At 43.6% G+C, this 19,638-nt stretch carries 8 protein-coding genes; all 8 read right to left on the bottom strand.

The annotated features are described in order from the left end of the window. Nucleotides 1–63: 63 nt before the first annotated feature. The 8 genes from ABZD21_RS02815 to ABZD21_RS02780 all read right to left on the bottom strand — a co-directional run bounded on the left by ABZD21_RS02815 (nt 64) and on the right by ABZD21_RS02780 (nt 19,502). The gene (locus ABZD21_RS02815; protein WP_372772752.1) at nt 64–1,635 is read right to left on the bottom strand and encodes a sulfatase; all 1,572 of its coding nucleotides are present in this window, start codon (nt 1,633–1,635) and stop codon (nt 64–66) included. Between the two features lie 150 nt (nt 1,636–1,785). Beyond that, on the bottom strand, nt 1,786–3,537 hold the full coding sequence (locus ABZD21_RS02810) for a glycoside hydrolase 43 family protein (protein ID WP_372772750.1): 1,752 nt from the start codon (nt 3,535–3,537) through the stop codon (nt 1,786–1,788). Between the two features lie 128 nt (nt 3,538–3,665). Beyond that, on the bottom strand, nt 3,666–5,435 hold the full coding sequence (locus ABZD21_RS02805) for a T9SS type A sorting domain-containing protein (RefSeq protein WP_372772749.1): 1,770 nt from the start codon (nt 5,433–5,435) through the stop codon (nt 3,666–3,668). A gap of 179 nt (nt 5,436–5,614) precedes the next feature. Then, nucleotides 5,615–8,890, bottom strand: a complete 3,276-nt coding sequence (locus ABZD21_RS02800; RefSeq protein WP_372772747.1) for a glycosyl hydrolase — start codon at nt 8,888–8,890, stop codon at nt 5,615–5,617. Between the two features lie 52 nt (nt 8,891–8,942). Continuing rightward, nucleotides 8,943–11,198, bottom strand: a complete 2,256-nt coding sequence (locus ABZD21_RS02795; protein ID WP_372772745.1) for a glycosyl hydrolase — start codon at nt 11,196–11,198, stop codon at nt 8,943–8,945. 57 nt (nt 11,199–11,255) lie between these two features. After that, entirely contained in the window at nt 11,256–14,657 is a 3,402-nt protein-coding gene (locus tag ABZD21_RS02790; RefSeq protein ID WP_372772744.1) for a glycosyl hydrolase, read from the bottom strand. Nucleotides 14,658–14,703: 46 nt separating this feature from the next. Then, nucleotides 14,704–17,046 (bottom strand): alpha-L-rhamnosidase C-terminal domain-containing protein, encoded by a 2,343-nt coding sequence (locus ABZD21_RS02785; RefSeq protein ID WP_372772743.1) that lies wholly within the window; start codon nt 17,044–17,046, stop codon nt 14,704–14,706. Nucleotides 17,047–17,144: 98 nt separating this feature from the next. Further along, complete coding sequence (locus ABZD21_RS02780; RefSeq protein WP_372772741.1) at nt 17,145–19,502, bottom strand: alpha-L-rhamnosidase C-terminal domain-containing protein; 2,358 nt, start codon at nt 19,500–19,502, stop codon at nt 17,145–17,147. Nucleotides 19,503–19,638: the final 136 nt, after the last annotated feature.

Genomic DNA, 19,638 nt, shown 5'->3' with positions numbered 1-19,638 from the left:
CAACACCGTCCTCACCAATAATTTTATAGCCAATTGATGCCCCCTCGGTCGGGCAGGCAATCGTCAGTTTCCCGTTGCTTTCAACGATAACCGGATCGGCCGTAACAGGCTGCGAATCGGTTCCGTTCCAAAGTTGCTTAATGAGTTCTGCTTCGGGGAGGTTAGGCTGGTCTCCAATTTCAGCAATCCAACGATCCATCTCAAACTTAATTCCTTAAGCTTATCGCCATATGCCGGATCTCCTGCCAAATTATTCAACTCGTGCGGATCAGCTTCGCAATCAAACAACTCTTCGCGAGCTTTGCTTTCGCGAAACCACTGCGACTGAATGCTGTTCAACCTGCCTGCGTCGCGCATAATCAACAATTCCTGCATCGTTGGAATTTGTTCCCGAAACTCTACCGGCAAATAATAAGGCTGTTCGGGTCTGTAATTACGAATGTATTTAAACCGTTCGTCACGAACGGCTCGAATCGCATCTGTAAAGCCGTCAAAACGGTCGGCAGCCGCATGGATGTACTTGCGTTTCTGTGGGGTAGTATAGTCACCCATAAAAGCTTGTCCTTGCAAATAATCCGGTGGTGTAACATTGGCTAAAGAAAGTAGCGTAGGTGCAAAATCGACAAAACTGATCAATTGGTTGTCTTTTGAGCCCGCCAATTGTTTTCCCGGAAACCGGATTATCATAGGTGTGTTCAAGCCTGAGTCGTAGATTAACCTTTTCTGACGGGGCATTGGGCCGCCATGGTCACCATAAAAGAAAACAATGGTATTTTCCAATAAACCATCTTCTTCCAACTGCTTTAATACGGCTCCAATCTGTTTGTCCATTTCAGCAATATTGTTGTATACTTTCCACATATCTCTGCGCACCGTGTCTGTTTCCTGCAAATATGGTGGGATATTGAATTTTGTATCCTTCGGTAAATGAACCGGTGTTTCCTCTTCCGTCATTCTATCGGGCGCCCAGGTATAGCTTCTGTCCCCTTGGTGGTAATGCCTGGTCTCTATATGCCTGAATCCATATGGATCGAACAAACCCGACTCATGTGTATCGGTAAAATTGAAAACCGCATAAAAGGGTTGTCCATCGTCGCGGTTTCGCCAATGGGCATAGGGACTGCTTTCGTCCCACGCTGTAACTGGTGCTTTAAACTGATAATCTTCTTTATAATTATTGGTACAGTAGTACCCTTGTTCCCGAAGCATCTCACTTAGCATTTTCACATTAGCAGGCGGAACCGCTTCGTATGCAGGCAGGCCAGTTACCTCCATGTATGAATTGACACGCATGTTGCTTGCTCCAATCCCCGATGGGTACATTCCGGTAGCAATAGCAGCCCTGCTTGGCGCGCAAACGCCTGCCGTTGAATAAACCTGCGGATAAATTATCCCTTCATCTGCCAACCGGCTCAGGTTTGGCGTTTCTATCGTAGAGTCGCCGAAAGCCGGGATATAAGGCCCCATATCTTCGGTTACCAGCCACAAAATATTGGGCTTTTCTGCTAACTGCACTTTCGAATAGTCGGGAGTACTGCTCCCATCTGATTTTGCTTCGCTTTGGCAGCCTGTAAACAACGCACAGGCTATAGCGACAATCAGTGTTGCTCTAATACTGATTCCTTTTCTTTTCATAAACATATAGTATTGTTACTTATTATATCGGTTCTTTTTCACGTTCTTTTGCGACTTGGTTCCCATAAATAACACAGGAGCCGAATGCGAAGATGTTATGGAACGCGTTTCATATTTATCAGGCATTTTTTCAATGTTCACTCAGCATCACTATTTAGCTGCTTTTGGCCCATCGTAATCATAAGTAAACCAGTCAATATCAATATAACCTTCTTCTTTTAGTTCATTCCAACTGAAAAAACCTAAACGATCCCCGGTCCATTTGCCAAACTCGATAGTAAACTCGGGGCCAAAACGTTCAAAGGTCGTCCCATCCAGGCTAAATTCAAAATAAGCCTGATTTATTTTGTTTGAAGTTCTTACGTACAGTTCATCGCTTTTCAATTCGGGGCCGACGATTTTCGATCCCTTTTTATCCATGAAAAACAAATGCCGTTTGCCATCCTCTTTAACCCATGCGCCGAGCAAATGAAATACGCCGCCATAGCGCACAAAACCAGCCAACTGCCCGGGTTTCATTCCAGAGAGATCGAATTTGGCGACCGCTGTACCTGTTGTAATGCCAAGGATGCGCTGACTCAACGTATTACAGACTCTCCAAAAGTCGGAATCAGAACCATCGTCATTTGTCCACTCGTTTTGAAGCGGGCCATGAGTTTTAGCCAGAGGTAGCGGCACACTTGCTTTTAGACGTAAATATCCCGGATTTTCAGTAAGCGACCAATGGGTAGTTCGAGGGTTGTGATTCCACTCCCATTGCAGGCCCAAAGTTTCGGACGAGAAATCATCGTCCGATTGTGGTGCTGAGATTGGATAACCGTCGATTGGTTTTTTATAAGTCGCAACAGGTTCACCAATGCCGTCTCCATCTTCATCAACCCCAATAATAGGCCAACCATCGATCCAAGTAACAGGCTCAAGGCACTGAGGGCGTCCTTGAAAAGGAATGTCATCATTTTGAATGAGCTGGTGCATATACCACCAGGTACTATCCGGCGCTTGCATCAATCCACCCTGGCTGGCACTTCGGTGTCCAAAAGCAGTCCCTTTTTCTAAAACGATCTTTTTATCGTAAGGTCCATAAATGCTATTGGTTTGCGAACGAAGGACAATTTGCTTGCGGTCGTTCATCGGATTTTTAACCCCGGGCTTTGTTGATCTGTCGCCCAAGTACCATTCAGAAATGAAAATATACCACTGCCCATTAATCTTGTATATTTTTGCGGCTTCAGCACCGTCAAAAGTATACACCAATTGTCCCTCGTCGAGAATTTTAGTGCCATCCCAACTCATGCGGTAGATGCGATTCTCGTTACCCGGAATTTTGTTCGAAGAGTCTTTTTGTTTGCCGGCTGTATTGCAAATCAGATAGGCCTCATGGGTCTCATTGTCCCAAAACACTCCCGGATCGTCGAGCACTTTTTCGTTGGGCAACATAGCAATTGGTGTTGACCAGGGGCCTCTGATATCCGCAGCTGTACTGACCATTAAACCATGATTGTAGTCGATTTGGTAACAAAACCAAGTCCCCTCGTGATAGGCCAAATCGCCCGCCCAAGTACCAAAGGAATAACCATTCATTCGATCCCAATTGTACTCCGGTGCCCACGAAAGGCTATCGAACACATGCCCGATAATTGTCCAGTTGACCATATCTTTTGATTCTAAGATTGGCATACCCGGCGACATATGCTGCTTGGAGGTAATCATATAATAGGTATCTCCGACCTGCTCAATATCCGAATCCGGAAAATCGGCATTCAATATCGGATTGGCATAAGTGCCATCGCCCTGATCACCCCAACTGCCCGTTTGCGCTTTAGCAGCCTCCATTGCACCTTGACTTGTGCAACCAACAAACAGAATCATTAAACTAAACACCAACATCTTATCTATCTTCATATTAAAATATTTACTGGGTTTTTCGAATTATTTCCGAACCCTCAATTTATACGATTGATGACAGGCAACTTTTAACGTTGCCAGATCCTCATAATTTAATTAAAAAACAGTTTCCCGCCCTTCCGGTACTAATCCAGAATGAGCTTGTGAACCGATCTGCTATGATCAGTTGTAACTTCTAACAGATATATACCTGCCGTATAGCGATCGACACGAATTTCCGCTTTTGCAAAAAAGCTGCCTGACAATACAACAGAGCCGCTTAGTGACAACAGTCGGTAGTTTGCTTGACTATTTTCATTTAATTGAATATGAAACAAACCGCGGTTTGGGTTTGGACTGACTACTAAATTCGCGATGGATGGTCGATCCCGGAGGGATGTTACATTCCCAACATCTGTGAGTTCGATGGTATTGACCGAGAGTTTTGGCAAAGTGATCGCTCCACTTCCTTCTTTTTCCAAACTTAAGGGGTCAACGTCAAATCCCAAAGCTCTCTCTTCATCCATGGATGAAAATGCCATCGTCTTATGCACAAATCCGCCTGTATACGCTGCACCACGAACATTGACATTGAAAGGAACTTCCTGATTTGAAAGATTAACAACAATGACACTGGTTTTTCCATCTTTCAAAACAACTCTTGCGTTTACAGCCTTAACGCCATCGACCAAATTAGGTACATCAACCGAACTCTTTAATAGAGTGCTGTTTTCGAATACTGAACGAATGATTTCATAAGTTGAACCAAACAAGGTTTTCTGCAACGGATATTTAATTCGTTCTTTTTCTTTGTTCGCTTTTACATCAAAATAGGTCTCCCACACGACCCACGAGTTAAGTTTTCCATTGACCGAAAACCAGTTTGCCCGCTCATAAGTATCCTGATTTTCGCTCATGAAAATATAACAGTCAGCCATCCCCAGGGCAGATACGGCATTGGAGCCACCTGACTTCACCCCCCACTCTGTTAACCAAATTGGCTTGTCGGGTGCCACTACTTTTGAATAATCGTCGATTGTTTTGCGAAGATGCTCCCGAGCTGTTAAAGCAACGCCATACGCTTCGTTGCTATTGGAGTTATCGTCCGGATCGTATCCCACATAGGTATGTACTGAAACGGCATCAAAGTAGTCAGTCGTTTTTGTTAAATCAGTATTCCACCCCGTGTTGGCGGGGACACTTTTGCGCTCCAGAGGAACCGAAAGTTTTAGCGCCGGATCTAATGCCTTAAGCGCGTTATAGATCGATTTTGCCCGAGCAATGTAATCTGATGTATTAGGGATTATTGAACTACGCTGACTTGGATAGAAATTTTCGTTGCCCATTTCAATGGCTTTCACTTCAAACCCCCGTTTAATCAAATCGTTATAACGAGCAACCGACACAGGACTACCGTTGTCAAAATCAGTACCATCAGCACTCATATTGAAGGTCCACATCATATCGTAGCCCTTGCCTGTTGCTGATTTCTTCTCATCATTTAAAGTATTCAGCTCATCAATACCAACGTATAAATTACTGGCATCCATGGTATTTATACTCGACAGCATTCCAACCTCAACTGTACGCAACATACCATCATCCTTTGTATAGGTAATTTTTTCATCTCCATAAAGTCTGGCTTTGTCCTGCTCCCAATCGTACCAATTGGAGAACAGTCCGTGAGGAAACCGGATGGTTATTGGATCTAAGCTTTTCACAAACTCCTGCCCTTCACTTTTTGCTAAATCATGAGTGTTGGTTCCCAGCAATAAATTGTTAAACGTTTCCTGAGAAGTAGGATCCAGATTGATCGTAGCCTGCAAATCAGCAGACAATGTAAACGGATATGACTGTGCCTGGCTTTGCGACCAAACAACAGCGACCAATATAAATGAGAAAAGTATTGTTTTCAATTTGAAAGGTTTTGTAAAGTTAGTAAGCTCTCCATTTTAGGGAATCGACAACAAGATCGATCGCTTTTCCACAGCTTTGCGCTACCCGCTCTTTTGCTGTTAATAGTTTTAGAGCTGGCATTTCGACCAACCACATAACACTATAAATATCAATGATGGAAATTTAACATTCATCTTTTCTAATTCTTAATTAGTTTTGATTGTTTTAAAAACACCGGTCCTACCAAACCAGCCGGAATGATTTTATCCCCTTTTTTATAAAAATCAGTAATGGTAAAAGTTGAACGCTGCTTTAATGGCGCGGTCTCATTATTCAGGAACCAGTCGGGCATCATTTCAGCGGTGCGGTCAAAACCTGTTTCATTCGGATAATCTTCATCACCAATCAAGCGGTTGGTCCATTGGTTGGTCACTTCAATCTGAATTTTATTCGTGCCTTTTTTCAACGCCTTAGTAATGTCAACACAGTAAGGGCTCATCCATAAAACGCCCAGATCCTGATCGTTAATAAGTACTCGTGCAACCACATTTACTTCACCCAAATCCAAGGTGATTTGATGATTTTTAGCGAGCATTGTTTTACCCAGCTCAAACTCATTTACGTAGATGGCTGTACCGGAATAGTACTTCACGTCTTCTGCCTGGTGATTTGTCCAGTCAATCAGTTCGGGGAAGAGGTAGTTTTTCTGAGCTGATTTTACATCAGGAAATGCCAGTTTCCAATCGCCGATCACCTGAAGAGGCATCGTTGCTACTTCCTTTTCCTGTTGTAGTTGATTATCATCATTTAAGGAATAATTGGCATCATTCAGCTGTTCAGCGGAAACTGCAGGTACGCCATCTGACGAAACTCTGAAAACCACGAATACGGATTCTTTCGACTCAAGATCAATCCAAACCGTTGTTCTGCCATCAGTGTTTGTAAACTGTGCAGTTTTTATCACTTCGCCATTCATCGGGTTCCAAAGTTCAGGTATTTTACCATCTACTCGAAAAGTACATTCAAAGCGTTGTGCTACAGAGTCGGGATTGAAGAAGAAATAGAGGTCTTGCTCTTCACCAAGGCTTCGATGTACAAATGGGCCGTCTTCTCTTCCTTTAATCTTAAAGTCGGCACTGATTTTTTCCGCTTGCATTACGTTTTCCCACGCAAAACCCGGATAAACATTCTCCATCTTTAACATTGCATTTAGCATTTGCTGAAAATCTGCCAAATCGGTCCCTGAGATTAAATAACCTGTAAGCTGTTCGGGCATTTCACCGATGACCGGTATACCTGCCTGCGCAATATCATGCAGCCGTTTCAGGCTCTTTAAGGAAAGCTTTTTGCAATTTTTCAGTACCAAAGCCTTGTATTGCGTTCCTTCGGGAAGCACCAATGCATTGTTAGCGATTTGAATTCTGTTGATCAGAACATCGGCATTCACACAATCGAAATTGCTACCAGTCGGTAAGGCCGGCTCAAAGTCATTGCGCAAATACACTGAATTGGGTGAGCCATCGCCAATAAACACGAGGAAGTCAGAAACCGGAACGCCTTGACGTAGCAGATACTGTCCGCGCATGATGTATTTAAACCAGGCTGCTCCGGCATTGTCCCACCAGGTTTGTACCCGGTCAAAGTTGAATCCCCAGCGCCCCATGGTCATTCCCGGGGCTATATTGGGATTGGCCTGGTGTGTAAAACGGTGAAACATGAACTCGTTAATCCCATAAGTCCAGGCCAAATCGCCTGAGACTTTAGCCATAGCGGGATGCCCTTTCCAGTTAATTTCCGGAGTAGAAGTAAAAGACTCGGCCGAGGTCACATTCTTGCCGTAAATATGCGAAGCCGAAACGGCCGATTGCACCATCGTCATTTCACGATTCATCCAGAATTCGCCCATATTAATATCCGCTTTGGCACCAACATCCAAATCGTTTACCGGACCAAAACCATAAGGTTCGATGTAGCTTTTAACGCCGTCAGCCCGGCACAGCTCAGCAAAATACCCAAAGTAATTGTCGGTCATTAACTGGCAGTTAAGCTGCCGGATATCCCACAAAACAGCTTCCGATGCTTCGGCACTCTCGACAAAACGTCCGGCATAAATCGGTAAGAAGTCGATCAAATTATAAGCATACTTTTCTTTAAACTGAGTCGCATATCCATCTGTCCAGTTTTGCCCACCCATTTCATAACTGTCAATTTCGATGTATTGCATCGCGTTGGGAGCGATTTCTCTCGTATTCTCGATTACTTTCTTAGCAAAAGCGTCGTAGTGCGTTTTAAAAGCAGCGCGGTCAAACTTATCGCATTCCAAACCACGACCGGCATCCGATGCAGGATTGTTAAACGCTCCGGTAGAAGTATAGCCAAATCGCATGATGGTCCATTCACCTTCGGGCAAAGTAGCCTGCAAATCCCCATTCTCATTCAACTTATCAGTGAGGTTGATAATCTGATCTTTGTCGATCACCATATCCGCGAAAGGCTTACCAATGGGCGTTAATTCCCGATCTTCGGTCCGCGCCATACTAATGCGCCCCAGAACATTGTGCAAGCATTGCGTTGAAAGCAGTTTGGCCTCCTTCAATGTCATGGTTTCGTTAAGCAGCAACCTGAAATATTTTGATTTGATGGGTTCAAAAGAATCATTGATGGCCCATTCCCCTTTTCCGGTGCGCACTTTGTACAAATCGCGGACTGTTCTAAAGTTCACGCCATCATCTGACACTTGCAATTTTGCCTCTCCATTTCGATCGTTAAACACAATAAAAGCCGAGCGAATTTCGTGTTCCCGGGGATAAGCATATTGTATCCAGGAATCTTTCTTCTCCACCTTCTGAATAGTGCTCACATCATCCAGCCGATTGTCCATCAAAAGATCGGTTTTAAAATTGGGATCAGACGATGTGATCAATGGTTGATTCTGAATATCAGCCATTTCTGATTTTAAGGCAGGATAGGCCAACACAGCAATATCCTGATATAGTCCTTCGCGGATTGTGGGTTGTGGCAATTTAATATGGATATCTCCACCGGCAATTTGCATCTCACTCCACACCACCATTTTCATACTCTGCTCCGGTTTTATCCAAGGGCCCCCACTCGACGACCATCCGTCGCAGTTGTGCACCCCAAAACTCAAACCCAAACGCTCACATTCGGCAGCTGCATGTTTCAACATTTCGTGGTGTTCAGGTGAGTTATACTTGATGAGCCCGTCAGGGATTTTCTGGTCGATATTAAACAGCAGCACCCCGCCAATACCGACGCGCTGCATTGACTCAAGATCTTTGCTCAATCCGTCTTTGCTCATATTGCCATCTATGGCATGCATCCAGGTTCGGGGTTTAGCTGAGGTTGGAGGGTTTCGGAAATTTTGCTCCAAAGCAGTATCCTGAGCGATGGCGCTTAGCATTGTGAAACCAAGCAATAAAGCCAGACTGATTTTAAGTGTGATTTTATTCATCTGTATTCGTAGGTTTTAATTGATTCCTATTTGATCATCGTTCCCCGGCCATTTATTCATCCCCCAACCAAAAGACAGAGGACACAGGGTTTAAGGTTAATTGATAGGTTACACTGGGCTGTCCATCTTCAACAAAATTGGACGATGCTTCTAACTTTGTCACTTTCCCATTGTGCGGATTCCAGGATTCCAGATTTAGTTTACCCCGAACGACGACCTCAGTTTGGACGACTTCATCACTCGAATTGGTGAAGAAGTAAATGTGTTTTCCATCCTTCATTTTGTGGATGTAATTAAATTTACCAAAATCACTTTTGAGTACCGGATTATCTTCAAATTTCACATCAGAAGAAGGCGTGTATTTCTCAAGTACTTCGGCCAGTTTTTGTGAACTAGGCAGGGGGATAAAAACAGCTTTCCCTCCACTCCCATTTTCAGACACCGCATTGTCATTCAGATCATTCTGCCGCAATGGATTGATGCCAAAGACATCCTCAATCAAATCAATAACTTCTTTATCCTTACCTGGCTCGGCTGATTTAAAAGGTAAAAGCGTAGTCGCGATAATTGTTCCTCCATCAGCATGGAACTGCTTTAATTTTTGAAGGGTTTTTAATGAAATGATGTTGCTTCCGGTAAGAATCATGACCTTATATTCCTGAAAATTCTCCTGATTATTCAGTTTTATTTGGCCATTTTCGATGCTGTATTTTTCATCCAAAAACAGTTCGGGATGCACAAAGGTAAAATCGCGACGAATATCGTTCGTCAACCAACCACTCACGGTTTGGTAATCGGTTTCGGGCGAAATATAAAAGCCCTGACGAATTTTATCCGGATTGTCGAAGCGGAACCATCCGGCCAGCCCTTCAAAAGGGTACATTACCGCAATGTCGCTCACTCGGCGACCACCACGCAAAAGCATACTCGCACGCCCTACAAACTCGGAATAGGCTGGCAATGCGGGTGCAATTTTTTCGCTGTAAGGTGATACCAAAGGCGAGATATAAACCAATTCAGGGTTGTACCACATACCATGTGGGATGACCACATTGACACCGCGGACGAATAAATCCATCATAGAACGATACAACATCAACGAGTCAAAAGTAGCCTCTTTATAAGCGCCATATATTTCAGTTGCCACCAATGGACGGTCGTAATAATCGGCAGCAGAACTGATTAATTTGTGCCCGTTTTGACCAAACTGATATCCAATAATAGCATCGGTTAAAGGCACCTGTGTATACCGAAAAAACTTGAAAATATCGGCGTTCATATCAATGGGTGTCGGATCGTAATTGCCGGGTGGATGTCCGGTACTTTTCACACCATGCTTTTCGTTCCATTCTGCCACTAACCGAGGAAAACCTTCGGCCAGCAACTCTGCCCTTGTGTTGAAAAAAGCGTTCCGGATGGCTTCGGTTTCAGGACCGACATTATACCACAGTGCTGGATAATATGGGCGTGGATCAAAGCCATTAATCTCCTGGAACTTTTCATTAAAACGAGGAGTCCAGGTTCGTGGATGTTGCCAAAAACCCACATCATCAAAAAAGGTCATTTTAATGGTGTTGCCAAAGTATTTCCCGAAGCGTTCGTAATACTTGTCATAGGTTTCATTTATCATGTACCTCACGGCCACCGTATCCATAAAATCCATGCAGAGGTATTTCTTATGGAAACTGTCTTTCACCAAAGGGAACATCATGATATTCCATTCGCCGGAAGGCACTTGCCATTCTAACACCCCATCTTTTTCGTAGCTCGTGATGTCAAAACGTTCTTTCGTTTCTGTGTTAATAGCTACCGCCGACATCAACTGAATACCACGCACACGATCTGAAAACAAGCTTGGCCCCGATACGCTGTGCTCCACTTTATCCAGTCGTTTCATGGTATGTTCAGGGTATAATTCTTCCATTTTACCTCCGGCCATACCACTCGGAAAATCGTTATCGTCATACAGAATGATCTCCATTTCCAACTCCTCGGCCACATCAATCATGTCCTGATAGCGATGAAAATACTCTTCAGACAAAAACTTTGGAGTGGTTCCCGGACGCGTTTCATCCTTTTTGGCCAGGGGCAACAAACTCACCCCTGAAAAGCCAACTTCGTTGGCATCCTGCATCTGTTGCCGAATGCCTTCGGTAGTCATTTCCCCATTAATATGCCAAAAGGGCATGGGTTTAAACTGTGCCGGAGGATTCTTAAAATTAGGCTCCAAGAGGTCATTGCTTCCCTTTTGTGCAAAGGAAAGTACGGCCATAAAGGAGGCAAGCAATACAAGGGCATTTTTTTTCATCTGCTAGTTTTTAAATCATTTCGGTAAATAGGCTTATCGTCGTTACATACACACAATCTATTCAATCACAATCAATTTCTGAGTACTTACGTTTACCGGCCCCACCAAGCCAGCCGGCAAGAGCCTATCTCCTTTTTTATAAAAAGGATAAGTCGTAAACGTAGAACGTTGCCCTAAAGGTGCCGGTTCGTTATTTAGGAACCAATCCACCATATTGTACTGATTTATAAGTGTTAGGTGCGGATCTTTAGCTTCCTGCGGTTTATTGATTTGTGGACGCAAATCATACCCGCTTACGTTCGGAAAATTCTCGTCACCAATCAGTCGGTTGCTCCATTGGTTTGTTAGCTCTATTTGCAGTTCGTTTATACCAACCTTCAAGGCCGAAGTAACATCCACCACATAAGGGTTAGTCCAAATCACACCCAAGTCTTTCCCATTAAGAATTACGCGTGCTACAACATTTACCTCACCTAAATCGAGGATTAGCTTACGATCAGAACCGAGAAGCTGCTTGCTTATTTTAATGGTTTTGCTGTAAGTAGCTGTTCCCGAATAGTATTTTACGCCTTCAAAATCGTGTGATGTCCAGTCTATCAGTTTTGGGAAAGTAAAGGTTTGTGCCCCTTTTTTTAGGTCGGGAAAATAAACTTGCCACTCACCGTCAATGGCTAATGGCTCCGGAATATCATCAACGCTTATTTGTGCCGTTGTGCCATCGGAAAAGTTCAATTTATAGTTCCCGTTCGCTGTAGCTTCCAGCACTGTTTTGCCTTCATCATTTAGCTTTACGCGAAATTTTGAATTGCTGATTGCATCCGCAGGGCGAACAGACTTTACCCCTTTGGCTGACTGCTGAAATACAATAAATGCACTTCCTTCGGCTGGCAGAGTAACAACCACTTTTGTGGTATTACCCACTTGTTCAAAAGCGCTCAACCTGGTGATAGTTCCATCCATCGGATTCCATAGCTCAGGTATCTTGTCGGTTACATTGAAGGTGCATTCAAATGTACGTTGCTCGCCATCTGGATTAAAGAAGAAATAAATGTCTTCATTTTCAGTTTTGCGGTGGATGTAATTGATATCTTCTCTTCCTGCTATCTTTAGGTCAACGGGAAGTTTGAAATCATGATAGACAGCCTCCCAATTCACATTGATTCTTGTTGTGGGGTGGCTCCAAATCTTGCTGACTAGCTTATTAAATTCAGCCTTGTCGGCTTCCGTTACCGAATAGCCGCCGATTTCGTCGGGTTTGCCTCCCAAAATGATGACCCCCTGATCGGATAATTCGTCCAATCGCTTGAGGGTAGATAAGTGCATCTGCCTCACATTATTGAGGTAAAGGGCATGGTAGCTACCCCCTTCCGGCAATATCATTTTACCATCTTTAACGGTTATGCGATTGCTTAATACATCAGCATTTACACAGTCGTAATTGATGTAATTAGGGAGGTTCCGTAAAGCGTTGCGCGAAGCAACGGTATTGGGTGAACCATCGCCCACAAAAGCCAGGATATCGGCTGCAGGATATCCCTGGCGCAACAAATACTGACCACGTGCGAGGTATTTAAACCAACTCTTGCCAGCGCTTTCCCACCAGGTTTGAGTACGGTCGATGTGCGAACCAAAACCACTCATCGTCATCCCCGGTTTTACTTTTGTATTCGGTTGGTGTGTGAAGCGGTGAAATACAATTTCGTTAATGCCATTCACCCAGCCTTGATCGCCCACCGTTTTCAACATTCCCGGGTGTACCTCGTAGTGCATATTCGTGCCCGAAGTAAAGGCTTCGGCAGAAATAATGTTGCGTCCGTAGATATGTCCGGCAGAAACCGCCACATCGACCATTGATTTTCCACTGGAATGAAATTCGCCCATCGGAATATCGGCTTTACGAGCGGCATCAAGTGTGTTAAAAGCCGCATTGCCATAGGGTTCCACATAACTTATCAGCCCATCGTTATGACACAGTTCCGTGAAATAATCGAAGTAGTTATCGCACATCAATTGACTATTGAAATTACGAATATCCCAAAGCACGCGCTCAGTGGTCTCTGCATCATCAATAAAACGGCCGGCATACAAAGGCAGAAACTTGATGATATCGTAATCGAACTGCTCGTTGAATTGTTTTTCATAGCCCTGAGTCCAATTTTGGCTTCCTACTTCATAGCTATCAATTTCAACATATTGCAACGCTTTAGGCGCTACCTTTTTCGAAGCATCAATCACGTTCCGAACATAGCCATCGTAAAACAGGTTGAATGATTCGCGGCTAAATTTATCGACTTCCAAACCTGTTCCTTCAATAGAAGCCGGATCATTTATGGCCGAAGTGGTGGTGTAGCCCACACGCATGATCGTCCATTTTCCTTCAGGCAATGTCGTTTTCAACACCCCTTTGTCATTCACCTTCGCTGTTAGGTTAATGATATCTTTTCCGGAAATCACATTATCAGGTGCTTGTTCTTTTAAGGCAGGTAAGCCACCATTGTTCGAACGGTGAATACTGGTTCGAGATATCATGTTGTCAAAACGATACAGTGAACTCAAATTAACTTCAGCAATATCTAACGCAAAATTTGTTACAAAGCGAAAATAACGGGCGGTGATTCCTTCAAAACTCTCGTCGATGGTGTAGAAATATTTCCCAAGTCGGTTTATTTTTAGCGTTTTCACCTCTGTAAACGTCTCTCCATCTTCGGAATATTCCAGGGTGAAATTTGCATTTTTAGTGCGTTGATTTTCTGATTTCAGGAAAAATGAGCGTACCGTAAACGGCTTACCAAAATCCCATTGCACCCAGGCTTTTTCTCCGTTTGCCACCGTTAACTCGGCGCGTTCATCAATCTTCCCATTGGTTGCAATATTGACATCAAAATCAGGTTTTGAAGCAGTTATAATAGGTTGGCTTTCTGTATCCTCTATTTCGGATGGCAGCGCAGGGTAAGCCAACACAGCAATATCCTCATAGTAGTTGCCACACTTTGACGGACCTGGAAGAAACATATCCACTTCACCGCCATCAATTACCACATGGCGGTGTACCACCTGTTTCATCGAGTGCTCCACAGGCACCCAAGGGCCACCGCTCGAAGTCCAGCCATCGCAGTTATGAATACCAAAACTCAACCCTAAACGCTCACACTCGGCCGCTGTATGTGCCTTTAATGCTATATCCTCGGGTGAATTGAATTTAACCGGGCCGTTAGGAATATTATGGGTCACATTAAACAGAATAATGCCACCAATGCCAGCATCGGCAATAGCTTCCAGATCCTTAGTCATTCCCTCCTTGCTCATGTTACCGCTCATCACGTGCATCCATGTGAGGGGTTTTGCCGAATGGGGTGGGTTTTTGAAGTTGTACCCTAAACTGGCAGTATCCTTTACCTGAGCATATGTTGCAGACAAGCTTAACAAGTATATTATAATCCCTAATATTGGCCTTTTCATCTATTCTATTTTGTTTGTATTAACTGGGGATACTTAGAGTCAGACATCACATATAAGTAGCAGTTACATCCCACTCTCCTGCACCTAATTTGAGCGTTAAATAAGAGGCATCTTCACCTCCCAATACGAGTCCATTCAACGAATCCTTCTTTTTTCCATTCTCCCACACCAACCTGTTATTAACTTTCACTGTTACAATTTCTTTATTGTTCTTTGGAATACCCACAACTGCAGTGGCTTCGTCCGGAGAATATAGTTGTAAGTGATAAGTATCATCACTTGACTCAATACTTAAGTCAATATTCCCTTTTACAGTAGGAATGGTTTTCTTCAGGTGTTTAAAATGAAGCAACGTTGGCATAATTTCATACTCGCTCCAAGCCACTTTAGTGGGGCGTACCCCTGCCACATATTTCGATAAAATGGTGTTCGATCCGTTCCAGGCATGGTTGTAACTGCCACCTTTGGGAAACATTTCGTACAAAGTAGTTAAGTTTGAATTTACCTGACTTTCGTACATTTCTTTCATTCTCGCCAATGATAAATCGGGTCTTCCGGCCATAAACAGGGCCTCTTCGGCCACCCACTCAAAGTGCGGACTACCATATTTATTGGGCACCAAAACATTGGTTACGATGGCCTCATAGTTTTCGGGCTTTGCCAATCCCGATGTGATAGCCAATGCATTGGCTCTGTCGTCTTTAAATTTCTCGTTCGAGCTGTAAAATCCATCTTTCCAGAATACCTTATCGTAATTGGCTTTGATGCTGTTAATGCGTGAAGTGTAGAACTCCAGGTGCTCCTTTTTCCCCAGGATTTTTGCCATTTTTTTAGCTTCGACCAAAGCCTGATAATAGTAAGCAGGTTGCATTGGGGCTGCATCGAGTGTTTCTTTTACACCCCAGTCTAACCAATCCCATGAGTCAGGGCTCTTTCCTTTTCGATACTCTGGCAAGCCATTAGTATCCATTGGGAAAAGCGCTAAATAGTTATAAACATATGGGTAAGCAATTTCCAGGGTCTCAATGTCGCCTGTATTGAAATAATAGGGCCAAACCACCTGAACAATAAATTGTAGGCTTTGACCCACCAATTCACGTACCCGAAGTGGGCCCAAGGCACCCAGTACATCGTTTTCGCTAAAATACACGGTTTGTAAAATGGCTTTTTTCAGCAATTGGCGTCCGGCATCATCCATTGAATAGAACAGGTACCCAGTTTGGTCAGCCACATCTCCAATCCACAAAGCCCGTTCGCGGTCGGGACAATCCATAAAGTTATCGCGCGCACAAACGAACAGTGTATTATTGCCCATCCACCACAAACGACTGAAAAACGGATCGTCCAGTTCAAAATTCCCGGCCATTTCGCCTACACTCATCCAACGGTATTTCAGTGCATTTACTTTAATGCCTGCGGGAATGGTATATTTAACTTCATGACCGTTCATCCACGAAAAACCTTCAAAAGCCTGCACACCCTCTTTGGTAATGTAGGTGGCGTTGATTTTATTTAAACGGTTATCGGTGGTAATAAAAATAGTATCTCCTGCTTTGGCTTCAATTTCGAGGTAAGGCGTAATTTGTTTGTTAAATGGAAGGCGACAGGTTATCGTTTCGCCCCGACTAACAAAGGGCAGTTGCAATTGTGCCTGATTTTCATAATCGACTAGCCCGTAATTAATCAAGAGTGGCACAAAGTTTTCTACAAGTTCATACCATGGTGCAACTCCGGCATTCCCTTTTTCTACGGCGGCAGTCCAGTTTGTATCGTTATAGTCTTCTGTGTACCACGCCTGATCTGTCCAATCGCTCATTCCTTTTTGCGCATTGTACATTACAGGGTACTGAGTCAAAGATTTGCTTGCCGGCTCAATCGTATTGTCGTATGCCGTATGTTGTATGGCCTTCCATGTTTTATCGGAAACGACTTGTTGATTACCCATTTCAGCATAGAAAAGAAATCCTCCTTTTTTACTATCAATATGGGTTCCCTTATGGGTTTCGCGTCCCCAATACCAAGCCAGAACTGCAATGGTATTTTCACCTTTTTTGAGATAAGGTTGAATATTAACGCTTTGATACCATGAATTGGAAGGCGTTACGCCATTTTTTCTGTCCCAAGTGCCCACAGGACTTGGCCCACGTGACAAGCCACCTTCAAAAAGAACCAATTCGCCATTTATCCACAACCAAAACTTGCTGTCCACGGCAATATGAGCTTCCACTTGATTTGGCAATTCATCCAGATTTACCGTTTTTCGAAAACTCATCCAGGTATTGGCTGGGCCATCCTGCTGTTGCCAAATCCATTGGGCACTGCCCCAATCCATCGTAAATGCGTTGGAGATATTTATTGAAATCATTAGTATCAATAATACGCGCTTCATAGATTAATTTTTAACGTAATTGTATTTTTTAACTATCGATAAATTACCCAAACACACATTGTCTCGAATTGCACCAACCTGTATTTATTAAAGTTGAGCTAATTGCTTATGGACTCAAGCGTCCACACACCTGGTTCAACTTCAAAACTGATAAACTCTTCGCCTGACTGTTGTAATTTAATCTGACTTATTGCGTTCTTAAATTTTCCTTTCTCCCACACTAACTTGCCATTTACGATCACTTTATCATTTTTAGGAAGGTAAACGGTTGCAATTGTTTGAGCCGGAGAGATTAAATCAAGCGTATAGCTATCTTCAGATTTGCTTATCTCAATTGTAATATCACCTTTAACCGAGGGGACAATTTGTTTTACCGAAGTTAGATGAGCCAAATTTGGTTTTACTTCAAAGGTTGCCCATGCCACATCGGTAGCTTTTACACCAGCTATATAGCGTGATAGCACATAGTTAGGAGCATTCCAGGCATGATTGGGAGTTCCGGGTTTTTTATCGTCGAATTTTTCGTACAAAGTGGTGAGATCGGTATTGTTAACCTGCGATGCATAACGTTGCTTCATCCTCAACAACCCTTTATCGTATTGTCCGGTAAGCATGATGGCTTCTTCGGCCATCCATTCCATGTGCGGACTGGCTTTTTGCACAGGCAACAATACGCTGTCCACTAAAATTTCGTAGTGTTCCTTTTTTGCCAGGCCACTAATTATAGCCAGTGCACTCACGCGTTCTTCAACTGGCTTATCTTTAGACCCATAACGTGTGTCTTGCCAATATTCTTTGTCAAAATTCGCTTCAATACTTGCAATCCGATTATCGTACCAGGCCACATCTTCCTTTTCATTTAAAGCGAGCGCCATGTTTTTAGTTGCCTTAAGCGCCATGTAGTACAAGACAACGTTTGTTGGAGTTGGATCCGAATCCTCGCCCCAATCAACCCAATTGGCATACCCCTTACGATGTTGAGGCAAACCGTTGGGCTGCATTTCCCAAAGTTTTAAATAATTTAAAATAGAAGGATAGGCATTGGCGAGTGTTTCCTTGTCACCAGTATTGAAATAGTATTGCCATACCACCTGATCGATAAATTGCAGGCTTTGACCTGTCAACTCACTACTCTTTCCCCGATACGCTCCAAATCCGGGAGCTAATCCCTGGATAGTATCACCATTGCGATAGGCAATGGTATTATCAATTCCTTTTTTCAGCAATCGGCGTCCCGCCTCATCCAAAGTATAGAAAATGGCTCCTGTTTGATCGGCTACATCGCCAATCCACAAACCTCGTTCCCTGTCCGGACAATCCATATAGCCGTCACGGGCGCATATGTAAAGGGTATTGCGCGCCATCCACCACAAGCGGGTAAAATATTGGTCGCTACATTCAAAAGTTCCGGTCATTTCGCCTACCCCAGTCCAACGGTATTTTAGTTCAAGAATCTCCACTCCGGCTGGTATTTGATATTCAATGATATGTCCGTTGAACCAGGTATATCCTTCGAATTCCTGAATACCATCTTTGGTAATATAGGTAGATGTCAACAGATTAAATGGATTGTCGGTATCCACAACAATCGTTTTCCCTTCTTCACTTTTCACTTTTAAATAAGGAGTGACCTGTTTGTTGAAAGGAAGCTTTGCCTGAATTACAATGACCGAATCTGTATTATTTATAAAAGGAAGTTTAAGGTTAAGCTTTTCGGAGCCAAAGTCATGGTAAAGGGATTCATAATCAGCCAATCCCCGATCATTCCATTGAGGAATAGCACGCGCAACCAATTTACCCCAGGGCATACTGTTTGCAGCACCTTTTGCCACCGGATAATCCCATTCACTATCGTCAAAACCGTTTGTGTACCAAGCATTTTCGGTCCAGTCACCCATCGCTTTACGCCCGTCGAAGCGTACCTTAAAGGCTTGCACACGGTTTGGACTGGCATTTCCTCCACTCTTGGGATCGTAAGCAGGATGAGCTTTCATTTTCCAGCTTGAGTTTGTGTTGATTTCGGGTACTTCATCTGACGATACATAAAGCCCTCCCTTTCCACTATCTTCGTGGGTTTTGTGCGTGTTTCCCCAGTACCAAACCAAAATAGCGATGGTATTTTCGCCTTGTTTCAGGTAGGGTGCAATATTCACCGGATCGTAGTAATTGGTATTTGGAGCTGCACCACGTGCCAAACCTCCTTCAAACAAAACCATCTCACCATTTATCCATAACCAATATTTGGTATCTACTGCTATTTTGGCCAAAGCCGCCGCAGGTACCTGACTAAGATCGAATGTATTGCGAAAGGCCAACCAGGTATTTGCCGGCCCCACTTCTTGCTGCCAAATCCATTGGGCATTGCCCCAATCGGAATTACCAGCATAGCTTACGCTTGAAAATAAGGTTGTTAATAGTAAAATCAACCCAATAAATGTTTGCTTTTTCAGTAACATGAGTTCAAGTATTGCTTAATTTGAAGTTTACTTTTTGCAGTTGCCATGACAACATGATTACTATGCTTTTATGGAAATCAAGATGGTAAGGTATAATACCTTTGGCGTTAGCCTTATTGGTATACCTAGCTTACAA

This window comes from Mangrovibacterium sp., from assembly GCF_041596335.1.
Lineage (GTDB): Bacteria > Bacteroidota > Bacteroidia > Bacteroidales > Prolixibacteraceae > Mangrovibacterium.
This window is presented reverse-complemented; position numbering and strand designations above follow the sequence as displayed.